Genomic DNA, 15653 nt, shown 5'->3' with positions numbered 1-15653 from the left:
GCGCGCTCTCCGAGAGGTAGATGAGGTGGTGCGGCAGCTCCGAGTACACCGTGTCCAGCCCGTAGTACGCCATGAAGGTGCTGCACGAGTACTTCGCCTTCTCCAGCGCCGCGTCCGTCAGCCGCGAGCCCTCGCGCGCCTCGGCGGGGATGAGGTTCTTCGCCGCGTAGGCCAGGTCCGCGTTCACCACCACCGCGTCCGCGTCCAGCGTCTGCCCGGTGGCAAGGCGAACCCCCACCGCGCGCCCCGCATCCACCCGCACCTGGGCCACCGGCTCGCCCATGCGGAAGGTGACTCCCAGATCCTCCGCGCACTTCATCATCCCCCGCGACAGCGCCCGGAAGCCGCCGTGCACGTGCCACACGCCGAAGGCCAGCTCCAGGTACGGAATGACGCTGAACACCGAGGAGCACGTGGTGGGGTGCAGCCCCAGGTACTTCGATGGATAGGAGAGTGCGTAGGTGATGCGATCGTCGTGGAAGAACGAGTCCAGGTGCCGGTAGAGCGTCTGCCACGGCTTGAAGCGCAGCGTGGGCGCCAGCCGCCACGGCGCGTAGTACCCCAGGCTCCCGGCGTGGGTGGCGATGAACTTCTCGTAGGCGATGCCGTACTTCTCCCGGCCCTCCTCCAGCCAGGCCCGCAGCGCGCCCGGCTTGTCCGGGCCGAACTTCGCCACCGCCTGCTCCATGCGCGCCGGGTCCTTCGAGGTGTCCAGGGACGTCCCATCCCAGAAGTGCACCCGCGTGTTCGGCTCCAGCGGCACCAGCTTCACGTAGTCCTCGAGCCGCTTGCCCGCCCGGAGGAAGATGCGCTCCAGCACCCCGGGCAGTTGGAGGATGGAGGGCCCTGTGTCCAGCGCGTACTCGCCACGCTCGCCCAGCGTGAGCCCCTTCATCCGGCCGCCGGGCAGGGTGTCCTTCTCCACCACGGTGACCTTCAGCCCCTGGCCCGCCAGGTTGATGGCCACCGACAACCCACCAGGCCCGGCCCCCACGACGATGACGTGTCGCACCATGCCCCCTACGATGCCTGGACCTGCCCAGCGTTGCAGCCCAGGCCTTGGCCCCCGATTTCTTCCGGTGCACACCTGCTGAACGCGGAGGTTTCCGTGCGCTGACAGCCCTGTTAAGCGATGAGCCTCTCCTGTCGGGACTTCTCCACGAATGACGCCCCTGCCCCACGAGGTGCTCCTGTTCACCCTGGAGGGTCAGCGCTATGCGCTGCCTTCGGCGGATGTGCGCGAGCTCGTGCGTGCCGTGCGCCTCACCCCCTTGCCCCGCGCCCCCGACGTGGTGGAGGGCCTGCTCAACCTCCGCGGCGAGCTCCTGCCCGTGCTGGACCTGCGCCGCCGCTTCCGGCTGCCAGCCCGCCCCCTGTCTCCCACGGACCATTTCATCATCGCCCAGGCTGGCGCTCGCCACGTGGGGCTGCGCGTGGACCGTGCCGAGGGGCTGCTCACGCTCGAGCCCGGCTCGCTGGACGAGTCTCCCGGGGCCCTGCCCGGCGTGGGCTACGTGGCAGGTGCCGTGAAGCTGCCCGAGGGCCTGGTGCTCGTCCATGACCTGAGGACCTTCCTCTCCGAGGCCGAGGCGCTCGCGCTCGACGCGGCGCTCGCGGACACACCGGGAGCCGCGTGAGCCAGCCACCCCTCCCATGGAGTGAGGCCGGCTACGCGCGCATCTTCGAGCGCGTGCAGGAGCGCGCCGGCTTCCTGCCTCCCACTTGCGTGTCCGCCACCGAGGACGGCATCGGCCGGGCCATGGCCCGCACAGGCCTCACCGACTTCGCCCTCTACCTGGAGCGGATCGACTCGGACCCGGCAGCGCTCGACGTGCTGATCTCCGAGCTCACCATTGGAGAGACGTACTTCTTCCGCACTCCCGAGCACTTCGACTTCTTGAGCCAGCGGGTGCTCCCTGAGCTTCGGCGGCTGCACGGCCCGGCCCACACCCTCCGCGTGTGGAGCGCAGGCTGTGCCTCCGGTGAAGAGCCCTACTCCTTGGCCGTGGTCCTGCTGTCGGAAGGGTTCAGCGACAGGATGGAGGTGCTCGCCACGGACATCTCCCGGGCCGCGCTGGACCGCGCCCGCGAAGCTCGCTACGGCCCGTGGTCCCTGCGTGGCGCCGAGGCCGCCCGGATTCAGCCCTACTTGCGGAAGGAGGACGGACGCTTCGTCCTCGTGCCCGAGGTGCGCCAGCGCGTCCGCTTCGCCATTCTCAACCTCGCGCTCGACACCTGGCCCTCTCGTGAGACGGGCATCCACGACCTGGATGTCATCTTCTGCCGCAACGTCTTCATCTACTTCACCCGCCCCACCATCGAGGCGGTGGCACGCCGGCTCCACGAGAGCCTCGCCGACGGCGGCTTCCTCATCACCGGCCCATCGGATCCCTCCCTCGCCGGGTTCTCCCCCTTCGAGCCCCTCCTCACCAAGTGGGGTGTTGCCTGGCGCCGAACTCCCCCCGGCTCCTCCCAGACCCCTCGCCCACCCCCTGCATTCCGTCCGCCCGCCGCCCCTCCTCCCTTCCTCCCTTCGGAGCTCCCACCGCTTCGTCCCGCTCCAACCCCACCTCCCGCACCGCTCCCACCGCCTCCTTCCCCTTCGCGCGCGGAGCCTCTGCCGTCGGCAGCGCCCGCGGCCGATGGGCTGGAGCCGGCGCGGCAGGCCATGAGACGAGGAGACTGGCAGGCCGCGGCCCAGCTGGCCGGCGCCGAGGACTCCCCTGAAGCGGCGGCGGTGGCGGTGCGCGCCCTGGCCAACGTGGATCCAGCGGCGGCCGTGAGGGCCTGCGCCGAGGCCGCGGCCCACCACCCCTTGTCCGTAGAGCTGCGCTACCTCGAGGCCGTGCTGCTGCTGGGCCAGGGGCGGCTCGGAGAGGCCGAGCGCGCCGCCCGACAGGCCCTCTACCTCGAGCCCTCCCTCGCCGTGGCCTGGCTCACGCTGGGCCACGTGCTGCGACGCCTGGGGGATGCGGCCGGGTCCTTGCGCGCCTTCCAGACCACCGAGCGTCTCTGCGCGGGCCTCCCACCGGATGAACCCCTGCCTTTGGCAGAGGGGGAACGCGCAGGCCGCCTGGCAGCAGTAGCTCGCGGTGAGCGGATGCGGTTGGAAGCGACTGAGCCGCGAGAGGAGAGCTGATGGCGGAGCACCGGACACGAGAGGGCCTGGACTGGGCAGGGGCCTACGCACGGCTGGAGCGGCTGACCACACGCACCGAGGCTGGCGCTGCGACCCCCGAGGACTCCCTGGCCGTGCTCGACGCACGCGCCCGAGCGCTCGCGCAGCCACTCTCCCCCGCCCAGGAAGCGGGCACCCTGCTGGAGGTGGTGCGCTTCCGCTCCGGTGAACAGCGCTACGCACTGGAGACCCGCTTCATCCACGGGGTGCTGCGCGGCGCGAAGCTCACGGCGCTGCCCGGCGCTCCCCCGGTGCTGCGCGGCCTCACCCTGCTGCGAGGGGAGGTCCTCCCCCTGGTGGAGCTGGCCCCCCTCTTCGGTCGCCCGGCCACGCGCGCCGGAGACATTGTCCTCGTGGTAGGGCTGGCGCGGCCGGAGCTCGGGCTGTACGTGGAGGAGGTGGAGGAGGTCGCTTCCCTGCCACGAGATACCCTGCTGGCCCCGCCCGCCGCGCTCGGCGCCGAGTCCGGCGGGTTGGTGTCAGGCGTCCAGCGGGAGGGCCTCCTCCTGCTGGAGGCAGAGGCCTTGCTGAAGGACAGTCGTCTCATCTTCGATCTGGCGGATGAAGGAAGCCTATGAGTCTTGGAAGAAAGGTTGGAGCCGGCTTCGGCCTGTCACTGCTGATCCTGCTTGTCGTCTCGGGAATGTCCCTCTATGGCGTCGCCGTCCTGTCCAGCACCACCGAAGCGTTGGTGCTGAGCGAAGAGACCATCGAGGAGACTCGCGACCTCAGCTCCAAGCTGGTGGATTGCGAGGCCTTCCAGCGCAACTACCTCATCACGGGCAAGGACGACTTCCTCCGCCGCTATCAGAGCGCTGCCGCGGAGGTACAGTCCGCCATGGATCAGCTCGGGAAGGCCGCCCTCTCCTCTGATGGCCGGACTCGCCGGGCTGCAGCCCTCCCTCCGCTGATCGCGGCACGCCTCCTGTCGCTCGCCGATGGCGTGCAGTTGCGTCAGGCCGAGGGCCAGGACGCCGCCCTGGCGTATGTGGCACGCGGCACGGGCAACGCGCACATGGACCGGGTCCGCAGCGTCACCACGGAGATCCTCTCCCAGGAGCATGAGCTGTGGCAGAGGACCCGGGAGGAGGCTGAGAACACGACCCGGCTCGTGCGGCTGGGGGTCGGCCTCGGCACGGCGTTTGGGCTGATCACCGTGCTGCTGGCCAGCGTTCTGCTCACGCGCAGCATCACCCACCCGCTGGAGCGGCTGATGGCCGGCGTCGAGCAGCTCAGCCGCGGCAACCTCTCCCACCGCATCGAGGTGCACAACGAGGACGAGACGGGGAAGCTGGCCCGGGCCTTCAACACCATGGCCGAGCGTCGGCAGGAGACGGAGAGCCAGCTGGCCACGCAGTCCTCCCAGCGCGAACAGACGCTGCACACCGTGGCCGAGTTCGTCAACCAGCTGGCGGGCGCCAGCACGGAGATCCTCTCCAGCACCAGCGAGCAGGTGGCCAGCGCCCAGGAGCAGGGCAGCGCGGTGGCGCAGACGGTGAGCACCGTGGAGGAGATCGCCCAGACGTCCGAGGAGGCCGCCGGCCGCGCGCGCACGGTGAGTGAGTCGGCCCGGCAGTCCGAGGAGCTGGGCAAGGGCGGCCGGCGGGCCGTGGAGGAGGCGGTGAGCTCCATGGCCCTGGTGCGCGAGCAGGTGGAGTCCATCGCCACACGCATCCTCGCCCTGGCCGAGCAGGCCCAGTCCATTGGCGACATCATCAACACCGTCAACGACATCTCCGAGCAGACGCACATGCTGGCGCTCAACGCCTCCATCGAGGCCAGCCGCGCGGGCGAGCACGGCCGAGGCTTCGCGGTGGTGGCCGCCGAGGTGAAGGCGCTGGCGGACCAGTCCAAGAAGGCCACGGCCCAGGTGCGGCAGATCCTCGGCCACATCCAGAAGGCCACGCACTCGGCGGTCATGACGACCGAGGAGGGAACCAAGAGCGTGGCGGCGGCCACCCGCGTGGTGGGCGAGGCGGGCGCCTCCATCCAGCGGCTGGGAGAGCTGCTGGCCCAGGCCTCGCTGACGGCGGCGCAGATCGCCGCCTCCGCCAACCAGCAAGCCACGGGCATCGGGCAGATCCGCCAGGCCATGAGGGACGTGAACCAGTCCGCCCAGCAGGCGCTGATCTCCACGCGGCAGACGGAGCGCGCGGTGCAGGATCTCAACACCATGGGCCTGAAGCTCAAGGGCCTGCTGAGCGAGTTCGGGCGCTGATGGACAGGGATCGGCTGGCGCAGGCGCTGATGGCCACCTTCCTCGAGGAGCTCGAGGGACACGTGGCGGCGCTCAACCGCGACCTGCTGGCCTGGGAGAGCGCCGCGGCGAGCCCCGCGCGGGGCTGGGAGCTCATCGCGTCGCTGCTGCGCACGGTGCACACCGTGAAGGGCTCCTCGCGCGCGGTGAGCCTGGGGCTGGTGGAGACGGCGTGCCACCGCCTGGAAGAAGTGCTGGTGTCGGTTCAGCAGGGCCGCCCTCCCTCCGCGGAGGTGTACGAGCTGGGCTTTGCCTTCGCGGACGCGCTGGACGACGCACGGCAGCGGCTGGGCCGCAAGCAGGACCTGACTGGCTCCGCGCTGGAGGCGCTGCTGCCACAGCTGACCGCGGCGGCGCAGCAGGGACAGGCGCAGGCGCCTCCGGGAGCGTCTGCTTCGCCGCCCGCCCCCCCCGCTCCCCAGGTGCCAGCGCCTCCACCCGCCCAAGCCCCAGCTGAGCCCTCCGGTGCGGAGGTGCTGCCCGTACGGGTGTCCGCGCAGAAGCTGGACGCGCTGCTGGCGCGCAGTGGCGAGCTGCGCGTGGCGAGCCTCCGGCTGGAGGAACACGCGGAGCGGGTGGAGCTGCTGCGCGAGGAGCTGTCCTCCCTCCGCTCCCGGCTCGGAGGCCTCGAGGAGGCCTCCGCGCGCCGGCTGGAAGGAGCGCTGGCACAGCTTTCCCGAGAGCTGCTGGCGGACCGGCTGAGCCTCTCTCACGCCGTGAGTGGGCTGGACGAGGAGGTGCGGCGCTCGAGGACCCTGCCCTTCGCGGAGGGCTGCGCGGGCCTGGAGCGCACGGCGCGAGACGTCGCACGAGGCGCCGGCAAGCGGGTGCGTCTGGAGCTGGAGGGCGGCGCGCATGAGCTGGATCGCTCCCTGCTCCAGGGCCTGCGCGAGCCGCTGCTCCACCTGGTCCGCAACGCCGTGGCGCACGGGCTGGAGCTGCCGGAGGAGCGCCGCCGCGCGGGCAAGCCCGAGGAGGGACGCGTCACCCTCGCCGCGCGGCTCTCCGGTGGCCGGGTGCAGGTGTGCGTGGAGGATGATGGGAGAGGGCTGGACCTCGACGCCATCCGGGCTCGGGCCCGGGCGCACGGATGGGAGGCGCCCGAGGATCCGACCGCCGCGGCCAGGCTCATCTTCCACCCGGGCCTGTCTACCGCCTCCCAGGTGACGGCCGTCTCCGGACGCGGCGTGGGGCTGGACGCGGTGCGCTCCCAGGTGGAGGCGCTCCGCGGCAGCGTGGACGTGTCCTTCCGCCCGGGAGCAGGCACGCGCTTCGTGCTGGACGTGCCCCTCACCCTGAGCACGCTGCGGGTGCTGCGGGTGATTGCCGGCGGGCAGCACTTCACCCTCCCGGCCGAGAATGTGGAGCGGCTGCTGCGGCTGTCTCCGAGCGAGGTGCGCGAGGTGGAGGGCCGCCAGGTCTGGGCCACCGAGCAGGCCCTGGTGCCGCTCGCCTCGCTGGCCGCGGTGCTGGGGCTGGCTCCCAAGGCTCCCCGTGCTCGCCTCGCCACGGTGGTGCTCACCTCGGGCCCGCTGCGCGCCGCGCTCGGAGTGGAGGAGGTGCTGGCCGAGCAGGAGGTGCTCGTCCGCGGGCTGGGCTCACGCGTGCGCCGGGCCCGCCACGTGTCCGGCGCCGCGGTGCTGCCCGACGGGAAGATGGCGCTGCTGCTCCACCCCGCCTCATTGATCCGCGCCGCCGAGGGCCGCCCCTCCGCCTCCTTCTTCCCCACCCCCACCGCCGCGCCGGTGCGCCGCCGCATCCTCCTGGCGGACGACTCACCGACGACGCGCGCCCTGGAGCAGAGCCTGCTGGAGGCCGCCGGCTACGAGGTGCTCGCGTGCGCCGATGGCCAGGAGGCCTGGGAGCGGCTGCAGCAGGTGGGGGCTGATGCGCTCGTCTCGGATGTGGAGATGCCCCGCATGGACGGCTTCGCCCTCACCGAGGCCGTGCGCACCTCTCCCCGCTTCTCGCGGCTGCCCGTGGTGCTGGTCACCGCGCGCGAGCAACCTGAGGACAAGGCCCGCGGGCTCAAAGTGGGCGCCAGCGCCTACCTGGTGAAGAGCGCCTTTGATCAGACTCACCTGCTGGAGACGCTGAGAAGACTGCTATGAATGCCAACCTGCCCAATCCCTTGCGCGTCGTGGTGGCCGAGGACTCGCCCACGGCTCGCCGGCTCCTGGTGGAGATCATCCGCGCCGACCCGTCCATGAAGGTGGTGGGCGAGGCGAAGGATGGACTGGAGGCGGTGGAGCTCACCCAGCGGCTGCGCCCGCACCTGGTGACCATGGACATCCAGATGCCGAACATGGACGGCCTGGAGGCCACCAAGCGCATCATGACGGAGGTGCCCACGCCGGTGGTGGTGGTGTCCACACTCGTTGAGCGCGACATCCAGACCTCCATGTCCGCGCTGCGCGCGGGGGCGCTCGCCGTGCTCCAGAAGCTGGTCGGACCGGAGTCACCGGACTTCGAGCGGGAGAGCCAGCACCTGCGCGACACCCTCAAGGCCATGGCAGGGGTCAAGGTGGTGCGGCACTGGCCGGTCCGAGCCCCCTCGTCCCCCTCGCGCACTGCCCCCTCGGTGGGTACCCGGGCCCGGCCGGCCGTGGTGGCCATCGCTGCCTCCACAGGTGGCCCCGCGGCGCTCCACCGCATCCTCTCAGAGCTGCCCGCGGACTTTCCCCTGCCCATCCTCGTGGTCCAGCACATCGCCTTGGGCTTCGCGGAGGGGATGGCAGGGTGGCTGGACTCCGTCACACCGCTGAAGGTCAAGGTCGCCGAGGATGGCGAGCCCCTGAAGCAAGGCACCGTGTACGTGGCCCCGGATGATCGGCATCTGGGGCTGAGCCCAGATGGCCAGGTGCAGGTCTCGAACACCGCGCCGCTGGGAGGCTTCCGGCCCTCGGGCACCCACCTCTTCCGCTCGGTGGCTCGCGCCTTTGGCGCCGGCAGCGTCGCGCTCATCCTCACCGGCATGGGCCAGGATGGCCTGGAGGGGCTGCGCGAGCTGCGCCAGGCAGGTGGGCGGGTGCTGGCCCAGGACGAGGCCACCTCCATCGTCTTCGGCATGCCAGGAGTGGCGGTGGCCGCGGGGCTCCCCGACGCCGTCCTCCCACTGGAGGCCATCGCCTCTCACTTGAAGGAGCTGGCCACCGCGACGGGCTGAGCCACAGCCAAGCACCGCCGAGGGGTTCTGGGAACTGTCAGCTACGCTATCTCGATCTTGGAGCAGGCGGGCAAGCCCCTGGACAGAAGTGCGCTCCGGAACAAAACTCCTCCCCGCTTCTTCTTCATGAGCGTGAGTGCGACCCGAGCAATGAGCGAGCAGACCGATGACTGGGCAGGCGTCTTCGAGGCTCTGCCCGATCCGGCCTATCTGCTCAATAAGGAGGGCCTTGTCACCGCGTGCAGCGCGGCCGGAGCCCGAGCCCTGGGGATGGAGCCCGCACAGCTCCTGGGCCGCCGCTGGGGCGAGCTGCCCGTGGATCTGCAGGTGCTCGCCCGCCTGGAGGCCGAGCAGGCCCGAGCGCTCTCCACGGGCAGCTCCCGCACCCTGCAGCTCTCCTGGCCCACGCCCGAAGGGCCTGGACTGCACTCCTTCCAGCTCACGCCCGTCCCCAGTCCGGCGGGGAGCTCTCGCGTCATGATCACGGCCCGCTCCCTCTCGGAAGCGGAGACGATCTACGCCCGCGCCCTGGAGCTGGAGCAGAACGCCCGCGCGGAAGTGGAGACCGCCGAGCGCCGCCGCTCCTTCCTCTACCAGGCGATGAGCACGCTCTTCGCCCACCCGCCGGATCCCCAGGGCATGTACACCCTGCTGGCCCACCTGGCCGTACCGGACCTGGCGGACTGGTGCCTGGTGGATGCCATCGAGCAGGGCGCCTGGGTGTCCCGCGTGGCCTCGGCCTGTCTGGATCCCACCCAGGAGGAGAAGACGCGCGCGCTGCCCCAACGCCAGGCGCTGCGGCCCGATGTCCCCATCGGCCTGCTGCGCGTGCTGCACACCGGCGAGTCCGAGCTGGTGCCCGCCGTGACGGACTCGCTGATGCGCGCCTCCGCGGCCGCGCCCCACCACCCCGCCTTCCTCTCCGTGCTCCAGGCCCGCTCGTACATGATCATCCCCCTGCGCGCGCGCGGGCACACGCTCGGGGCCATCACCTTCGTGGCCTCCCACTCCGGGCGGCACTACGGGCAGGAGGATCTGGCCCTGGCGGAGGACCTGTGCCAGCGCGCGAGCCTGGCCATCGACAACGCGCGCCTCTTCGGTGAGTCGCGCCGGGCCACCCGCGCACGCGAGGATCTGCTGGCCGTCGTCTCCCATGATCTGCGCAACCCGCTGAACGTGGTGCAGCTGGGCGCGGCGCTGCTGCTGCGCGAGCGCCCCGGGGTGGCCCGCGACGAGCACGTCATCAAGCACGCCGGCCGCATCCGCGACGCCTCGGACCGGGCCCTGCGGCTCATCTCGGACCTGCTGGACTGGGGACGCCTGGACGAGGGCCGGCTGCCGCTGGAGCTGCGCCCCGAGGAGCCGGCCACGCTGCTGATGGAGGCCGTGGACAGCATCCGCACCCTGGCGGAGAACCACCAGCTCTTCGTCACCCTGGAGGTGCCCGAGGGCCTACCCCAGGTGCGGTGCGACAGGACCCGGGTGCTCCAGGTGCTCGGCAACCTGCTGGGCAACGCGGTGAAGTTCACCCAAGCCAGAGGGCAGCTCACCGTGAGCGCGCGGGCCCGGGGCCACGAAGTCACTTTCCACGTGCGGGACACGGGCAAGGGCATCCCTCCCGAGCAGCTGCCCTACGTCTTCGATCGCTACTGGCAGGCCAAGGACGCGGCCAGCCGCGGCGCGGGGCTCGGGCTGGCCATCGTCAAGGGGCTCGTGGAAGCCCACGGCGGCCGCCTCTGGGCGGAGAGCACGCCGGGCCAGGGCAGCACCTTCTCCTTCAGCCTGCCCTCCCTCCGCCCCCCCTCGCAGCAGGCCGACGCTCACTCCTGAGCAGTGGGAAGGGCTCCAGCCCCACCGTAATGGATTGGGTGGGCCTGGTGCCCGCGCACGTGGGGGTCTCCTACGGCCCGGTGGGTCTGGCCTGCGTGCTGCCGCTGGGCGCGCGGGCCCATGTGCGCATCCCGCTCTCGGACCGGGCGGGCATCCAGGTGGAGGGCTTCGCCTTCCGCCTCGGCACAGCCCACAGCTCCGTGCTCACCGTGGGCCTGGTGGGCAACCCTCAGTCCTCCCGCCCTGGAGTTCCACCATGAGCCCTCGCCTCCCGCTCGCGCTGCTGCTGCTGCTGGCCGCGTGCAGTGATCGGCCGAGCTTCGATTCGGACAAGGTGTACCGCTGAGGGACGCGCCCACGATGTCGGAGCGTCCTTTCACACTCCAGGAGGGCGAGCCTTGACCCACAGCCCCCCGCTTGATTGAAAGGACCTATCCATGCGCTCCCGGACTTTCAGTGTCCCCCTGCTCCTGTTCCTGCTCTGGGCCTGCGCCACGATGGATCCGAGCCTCGGGGAGTGGGAGGACCCAAGTCCGGGAGAGTGGGAGGATCCGAGTCCGAGGTACGCCAACCTGCTGCGGGCAGCGGAGTACCCCTGGACGGACGACGGGCATTGCGTGGTGCGCGAAGCCTCCAACGAATGGCCTCTCCTGGCGGAGAGGTGCTTTCACACTCTCGATCGCGACGGGGTGAGGTTCCGGGATGTCACCGGGGAATGCGCTGTCGCCTCTGCCCCCGCGGCTGCAGCAGTTCCCGCAGCCGTGGCCCTCTGTATCTTTCGAGCGCGCGAAGCCCAAGGCTCAGACACGACCCTCCAGTCAGCAGGAACCCGTGACGAAGAGAGAGCCCACGCCGAAGGGCTTGGGTTGGGACTGGCTCCCGCCAGTATCATCCGATACGAAGGAGCGCCGCACCGAGTGCAGGCCTGTCCCGGTGCCGCACCGAGGCGGAAATGACAATCACAACAAGTGCGCCGACAGAATTAAGAACAACAGCTTCCCCGGCTGGGACGTGCTCGTCAATGGTAAGCAATTCGACGCGCTGGTACTTTCTACGCGCACGCTGTGGGAGGTCAAGACGGATGATTTCGATATACACTCGCCTCGCTCGCCAAAGAATGTGGCTATAACTTCGCCGTTGGCGTCAAAAGCGCCGCACACAGAGCAGCGCTTGAGAAATTGGATAGAACCCTCACCATCGTCGTGATGGACTGGTGCTGACATGGCACCTGATCGCAATGAATTGACTATCAGTGTGTACGCACTTGCTCTCGTAGGCGACGATGGGCGCCCGCTTGCCATCGTTCATGGAATGGAGCGTGCGCTTCCTGGACTGCGCTTGGAGTGGACAACTTCGGAGAAGGACGATCTCATCCTGTTATCTCGCCGCGATGAGTGGGTCGTGTCCGACAGGACAGACGGAGGGTTTCCGTTCCTTTGCAACGATGACGACAACGACCCTGTGACGCTTTTTGGGCTGGAAAACCCGAACGGTCTTTACGCGGGGGCCCCGCCGCATTTTGAAGTGCATGCGTCACTACCATCACATGCAGCCGGCCTTGCCTCAGCTGCGGATGTGCTGGCGGCCGTAGGGGAAGGCGCACGCGCGTACTGGGGGCACGCCACGCCCTCCAACGCGACCGTGGAGATTTCGCGGCAGACGATCGATCCGGTGCATAAGCCGGGAGTTCCGCCTCGGGGGCTGCCAGCGCTCAGGTTTCCAGAATACAATCGCGCGCCCGAGATTCCGCATCACCTCGGATGGCTGAACTACTGGTCGGCTGCTGCCGCTCGGGCCATCGGCTTCCCGGATCCGTCCCGCGACGCCGAACTACTCTCACGAGCGCGGCGCACGCCGACGGGCGGGTGGGTTGTGCAACTTACCGATGCGCCGCTCGATCTCGACAACCCCGCTCACCTGGACGCGCTCAAGCGCGCCTACGAGCGCTTCCCGGAGATCGGCGGGCGTTCTGCCCCGTGAACGAGGTCGGGGGCGCTCCCTGCGCGGGCGCGGGCGATGGTAATCACTGTCACCGGCAGCCCTGCCGAGCCCCTGCCCGAGATCCGCGTTGCTCCGGATACGCTCACGCTCCTGTGGTTTCCCGCCGACATCCAGCCGAAGACGCTGACGGTCAACGAGTCGCGGATCCGGGTGCTGGACACGGGCAAGCGCTCGATCATCGTCCAAGCTGCCGCCGACCTAGCCTGCCTGGACGCTCGCCACGCGCACGAGGCCCCAGCACGCACCACGAGCCGCGCGTCGACATGTCCGACGCTTACAGCCTGGACGCTCGCCACGAGGCCCCCAAGCGCGCCCACGAGCCGCGCGTCGACGTGGCCCGCGTGCGGTGCAAACGCCGCCATGGTGGGGCGCCGTGGTGGCGCCGGTAAAACGCCGGTAAATCCCGGACGTGGCGCCGGTAAAACGCCGGAAAAACGCCAAGTGTCGCGTCGTGGGGCGGGCGAGCGCGCCTGTTGGCGCTGCCCAGGTTATACGCCATACTGGCCTGCTCCACTTGCGCTCGGTGTCGGGGCGGGCTGGTACACTCAAGCGGAGAACCCGCGCAGCCTTGACCCGCAGCACCTCGCTTGCTTGAAAAGACGTGGCCATGCGTTTCAGAACTTGCAGCCCCCCCCCTGCTCCTGCTTCTGCTCTCGGCCTGCGCGACGGTGGAGCCGAGCCTCGAAGAGATGGAGGCCCCGAATCCGAGATTCGCCAACCTTCAGCGGGCGGCGCAGTACCCCTGGACGGATGACGGGCATTGCGTGGTGCGAGAAGCCTCCAACGAATGGCCTGTCCTAGCGGAGCTGTGCTTTCACGCTCTCGATCACGACCGGGTCAAGTTTCGGGATGTCACCGGAAGATGCGCTGTCGCCTCTGCGCCTGCGGCTGCCGCGACCCTGGGGGGCGTAGGGCTCTGCGTCTTTGCGTCGCCGGTCGTCGTCACTGGAGCAGTGATTTTTATTGGCACCGTGGTGGTGGCGGTTGCCATCAAAGAGGGCCTTGATGCTTATGAACGGAGCGCATCCCGTGAGCGTGCGAAGCGCAAGGCTCAGGCACGGCCATCCAGTGAGCAGGAACCCGTGGCCGACAGAGAGCCCACGCCGGGGGGCTTGAGTCGGGACTGGCTCCCGCCCGTATCATCCGATCCGACGGAGCGCCACCCAGAGTGCAGGCCCATCCCGGTGCCGCACGCGGGCGGAGATGACCCGCATAACGAGTGCGCCGACAAGTTTCCGCCGAACCGCTACCCTGGCAAGGACGTGCTCATTGGCGGCATCCGCTTTGACGCGCTGCAAGTCGGCGTGCGTGTGCTGTGGGAGATCAAGACCGACCAATTTGACACGTACAGTGACTTTCTCAAGGGTCAGGTGGTCAGAGAACAGGCGGCTAAGATGCTTGAAGAGCGCGCTCTCGCGGCGGCATGCGGATATGGCTTCGTCGTCGGGGTGAGCACCGAAGAGCACAAAACCGCGCTGGAGTTGGAGGCGCCCCTACTTGAGATCGTCGTCACGGGGTGCAAGCGATGACTACGCGAAGCACCCTCGCCATCATCGTCTACGCGCCTGAGCTCGTGGGCAACGACGGTCGCACGCTCGCTGTCGTCCACGGGATGGAGCGGACTCTCCCCGGCTTGCGCCTGGAGTGGAAGGTTTCCGAAGACGGGCGCCCCATCCCGTTGCCGCAGCGCGACGCGTGGCTCGCAGAAGGGACCAAGGACGGGGGCTTCCCTCTCGTGTGCAACGGTGACGAGAGTTACCCCGTGACGGTCACGGGATGGGGATGCCCGGCACGCCTCAGCCCCGGCGGCCAGTCCCAGTTTGAAGTGCATGCAAAGCTGCCACTGGACGCCGCCGTGATCGCGGCAGCGGCGGAAGTGCTTGAAGGCGTAGCAGAGGGAGCGCGCACGTACTGGGGGCATGCGACGCCATCTAGCGCGGGGGTGGAGATCGCACGGCAAACGCGCGATCCGGTCCATAAGCCAGGGGTTCCGCCCCGGGGGCTGCCAGCACTCAAGCTGCCAGAGAAGATCCGCTCGCCTGAGATTCCTCATCGCCTCGGGTGGCTGAACTACTGGTCCGCCGCTGCCGCACAGGCCATCGGGTTCCCGGATCCCTCGCGTGATGCGGACCTCCTCTCTCGGGCGCGGCGCACTGGCGCGGGCGGGTGGGTCGTTCGGCTCACAGAGACGCCACTCGATCTCGACAACCCCTCGCACCTTGAGGCGCTGATGCGCGCGTATGAGCGCTTCCCGGAGATTGGCGGGCGCGTGACTCCGCGCTGAGTGCGGCTGCTGGGGCTCGTGGTGAGCGCTGGGGCTCGTGGTGAGCGTCCAGGCCGGACACGTCGGACGTGGGCCTCGTGATGAGCGCACGTCCGGATCCGTGGGGGGCCCGGGGCCAATCAGCGCCCGGGTCTACCCGACCAGTCTGGTACCTCTGACTTGAGGCGTGTGCTCGTGACACGCCAGAGAGGGAGGTATCAGCATGAGGCAGCGATTAGCGGTTGTCGTGTCGATGCTCCTTGTCGTGAACGGGTGCGGGGGAAGAAGCGGAATCCCGCCACCGGGCCCACAAAGCGGACAGATTCCGTCACCGGGCGCCCAGCCCGCGCGCGCCAAGGTGGAAGGACCACGGATCAGCGTTATCGCCGGGAGCTTCAAGCCAACGCTGTTCTACGGTCCATGGCAGTGCAGCCAGCAATGGATGACCTATTGCCAGAGACAGTGCGCAGCCGAGGGATACACCCTCAAGGGCTGCATGTGGCTCGCGGATCTCAAACTGGATTGGGAAGGGAGAACCCACAACGCAGGTGGACGGTACGCGATCACGCACTGCTGCTGCGATTACCCCGTGCTGTCGAAGGACGCAACCCAGGCGGCACGTGATCGGTGGGAGGCAATCCGCGAGTCCTTCCGAGAGGACTGGAGCAAGAAGTTTGGAAACTGGCCCTTGGAGCGGGGCAAGTCCTGGCCTGGGCACCACATCCGCGACCTGAAGCACGGCGGGGATCCGGTAGATCCGAACAACATTCTCCCGACGCCCCCGACCATCCACGGCGTACTGAACAAGGAATATCCGAGGTGCTACGACGGAGGGCCGCCCTGGAATACGGTTGGGCCTGATCTGCCCTACTCGGATTACTGACGATGCCAAAGCCCATGACCCGCTTGCTTGAAGAAGTCGCGCGCGATCACTTCCCGTATCCGCCCGCTACGCCTG

The 15653-nt window shown here is 69.3% G+C and carries 13 protein-coding genes and 1 pseudogene; 13 read left to right on the top strand and 1 reads right to left on the bottom strand.

Annotated elements, in window-relative coordinates; all coding sequences use genetic code 11:
* Positions 1–1015: phytoene desaturase family protein (locus VD972_RS41580; protein WP_324994949.1), on the bottom strand; the 1015-nt coding region annotated here is incomplete at its 3' end.
* Between the two features lie 148 nt (positions 1016–1163).
* Between VD972_RS41580 and VD972_RS41575 the strand changes: the two genes are divergently transcribed.
* From VD972_RS41575 to VD972_RS41515, 13 genes and pseudogenes are all read left to right on the top strand, one after another.
* A complete protein-coding gene (locus VD972_RS41575; protein WP_324994947.1) occupies positions 1164–1637 on the top strand; it encodes a chemotaxis protein CheW in 474 nt (157 codons plus the stop codon).
* Positions 1634–3139: a protein-glutamate O-methyltransferase CheR gene (locus VD972_RS41570; protein ID WP_324994945.1), complete on the top strand. Its 1506-nt coding sequence runs from the start codon at positions 1634–1636 to the stop codon at positions 3137–3139. Before VD972_RS41575 ends, VD972_RS41570 begins: the two co-directional genes overlap by 4 nt.
* Positions 3139–3756, top strand: a complete 618-nt coding sequence (locus tag VD972_RS41565; RefSeq protein WP_324994943.1) for a chemotaxis protein CheW — start codon at positions 3139–3141, stop codon at positions 3754–3756. Before VD972_RS41570 ends, VD972_RS41565 begins: the two co-directional genes overlap by 1 nt.
* Positions 3753–5396: a methyl-accepting chemotaxis protein gene (locus VD972_RS41560; RefSeq protein WP_324994941.1), complete on the top strand. Its 1644-nt coding sequence runs from the start codon at positions 3753–3755 to the stop codon at positions 5394–5396. The genes VD972_RS41565 and VD972_RS41560 overlap by 4 nt, the downstream gene beginning before the upstream one ends.
* Complete coding sequence (locus VD972_RS41555) at positions 5396–7546, top strand: hybrid sensor histidine kinase/response regulator (RefSeq protein ID WP_324994938.1); 2151 nt, start codon at positions 5396–5398, stop codon at positions 7544–7546. The genes VD972_RS41560 and VD972_RS41555 overlap by 1 nt, the downstream gene beginning before the upstream one ends.
* On the top strand, positions 7543–8601 hold the full coding sequence (gene cheB, locus VD972_RS41550) for a chemotaxis-specific protein-glutamate methyltransferase CheB (RefSeq protein WP_414654211.1): 1059 nt from the start codon (positions 7543–7545) through the stop codon (positions 8599–8601). Before VD972_RS41555 ends, cheB begins: the two co-directional genes overlap by 4 nt.
* Before the next feature lie 150 nt (positions 8602–8751).
* Positions 8752–10431, top strand: a complete 1680-nt coding sequence (locus VD972_RS41545; RefSeq protein ID WP_324994936.1) for an ATP-binding protein — start codon at positions 8752–8754, stop codon at positions 10429–10431.
* 47 nt (positions 10432–10478) lie between these two features.
* Positions 10479–10691 carry a hypothetical protein gene (locus tag VD972_RS41540; RefSeq protein ID WP_324994934.1) on the top strand — a complete coding sequence of 71 codons (213 nt, stop codon included), beginning with the start codon at positions 10479–10481 and terminating at the stop codon, positions 10689–10691.
* Positions 10692–11133: 442 nt separating this feature from the next.
* Positions 11134–11651 (top strand): annotated as a pseudogene (locus tag VD972_RS45650) (DUF6310 domain-containing protein).
* 1 nt (position 11652) lies between these two features.
* Positions 11653–12411 (top strand): DUF5953 family protein, encoded by a 759-nt coding sequence (locus tag VD972_RS41530; RefSeq protein WP_324994932.1) that lies wholly within the window; start codon positions 11653–11655, stop codon positions 12409–12411.
* A 36-nt stretch (positions 12412–12447) separates the two neighbouring features.
* On the top strand, positions 12448–13233 hold the full coding sequence (locus VD972_RS45645; protein WP_414654210.1) for a DUF2381 family protein: 786 nt from the start codon (positions 12448–12450) through the stop codon (positions 13231–13233).
* The gene (locus VD972_RS41520; RefSeq protein WP_324994930.1) at positions 13122–13961 is read left to right on the top strand and encodes a DUF6310 domain-containing protein; all 840 of its coding nucleotides are present in this window, start codon (positions 13122–13124) and stop codon (positions 13959–13961) included. Before VD972_RS45645 ends, VD972_RS41520 begins: the two co-directional genes overlap by 112 nt.
* Positions 13958–14716: a DUF5953 family protein gene (locus VD972_RS41515; protein WP_324994928.1), complete on the top strand. Its 759-nt coding sequence runs from the start codon at positions 13958–13960 to the stop codon at positions 14714–14716. The genes VD972_RS41520 and VD972_RS41515 overlap by 4 nt, the downstream gene beginning before the upstream one ends.
* Positions 14717–15653: the final 937 nt, after the last annotated feature.

Source organism: Hyalangium sp. (assembly GCF_035629615.1).
In the GTDB taxonomy this organism is placed as follows: domain Bacteria; phylum Myxococcota; class Myxococcia; order Myxococcales; family Myxococcaceae; genus Hyalangium.
This window is presented reverse-complemented; position numbering and strand designations above follow the sequence as displayed.

Coding starts and splice junctions, on each gene's coding strand:
- VD972_RS41555 (WP_324994938.1), top strand. CDS start 5,396: ATGGACAGGGATCGGCTGGCGCAGGCGCTGATGGCCACCTTCCTCGAG.
- VD972_RS41575 (WP_324994947.1), top strand. CDS start 1,164: ATGACGCCCCTGCCCCACGAGGTGCTCCTGTTCACCCTGGAGGGTCAG.
- VD972_RS45645 (WP_414654210.1), top strand. CDS start 12,448: ATGGTAATCACTGTCACCGGCAGCCCTGCCGAGCCCCTGCCCGAGATC.
- cheB (WP_414654211.1), top strand. CDS start 7,543: ATGAATGCCAACCTGCCCAATCCCTTGCGCGTCGTGGTGGCCGAGGAC.
- VD972_RS41530 (WP_324994932.1), top strand. CDS start 11,653: ATGGCACCTGATCGCAATGAATTGACTATCAGTGTGTACGCACTTGCT.
- VD972_RS41545 (WP_324994936.1), top strand. CDS start 8,752: ATGAGCGAGCAGACCGATGACTGGGCAGGCGTCTTCGAGGCTCTGCCC.
- VD972_RS41515 (WP_324994928.1), top strand. CDS start 13,958: ATGACTACGCGAAGCACCCTCGCCATCATCGTCTACGCGCCTGAGCTC.
- VD972_RS41565 (WP_324994943.1), top strand. CDS start 3,139: ATGGCGGAGCACCGGACACGAGAGGGCCTGGACTGGGCAGGGGCCTAC.
- VD972_RS41520 (WP_324994930.1), top strand. CDS start 13,122: ATGGAGGCCCCGAATCCGAGATTCGCCAACCTTCAGCGGGCGGCGCAG.
- VD972_RS41560 (WP_324994941.1), top strand. CDS start 3,753: ATGAGTCTTGGAAGAAAGGTTGGAGCCGGCTTCGGCCTGTCACTGCTG.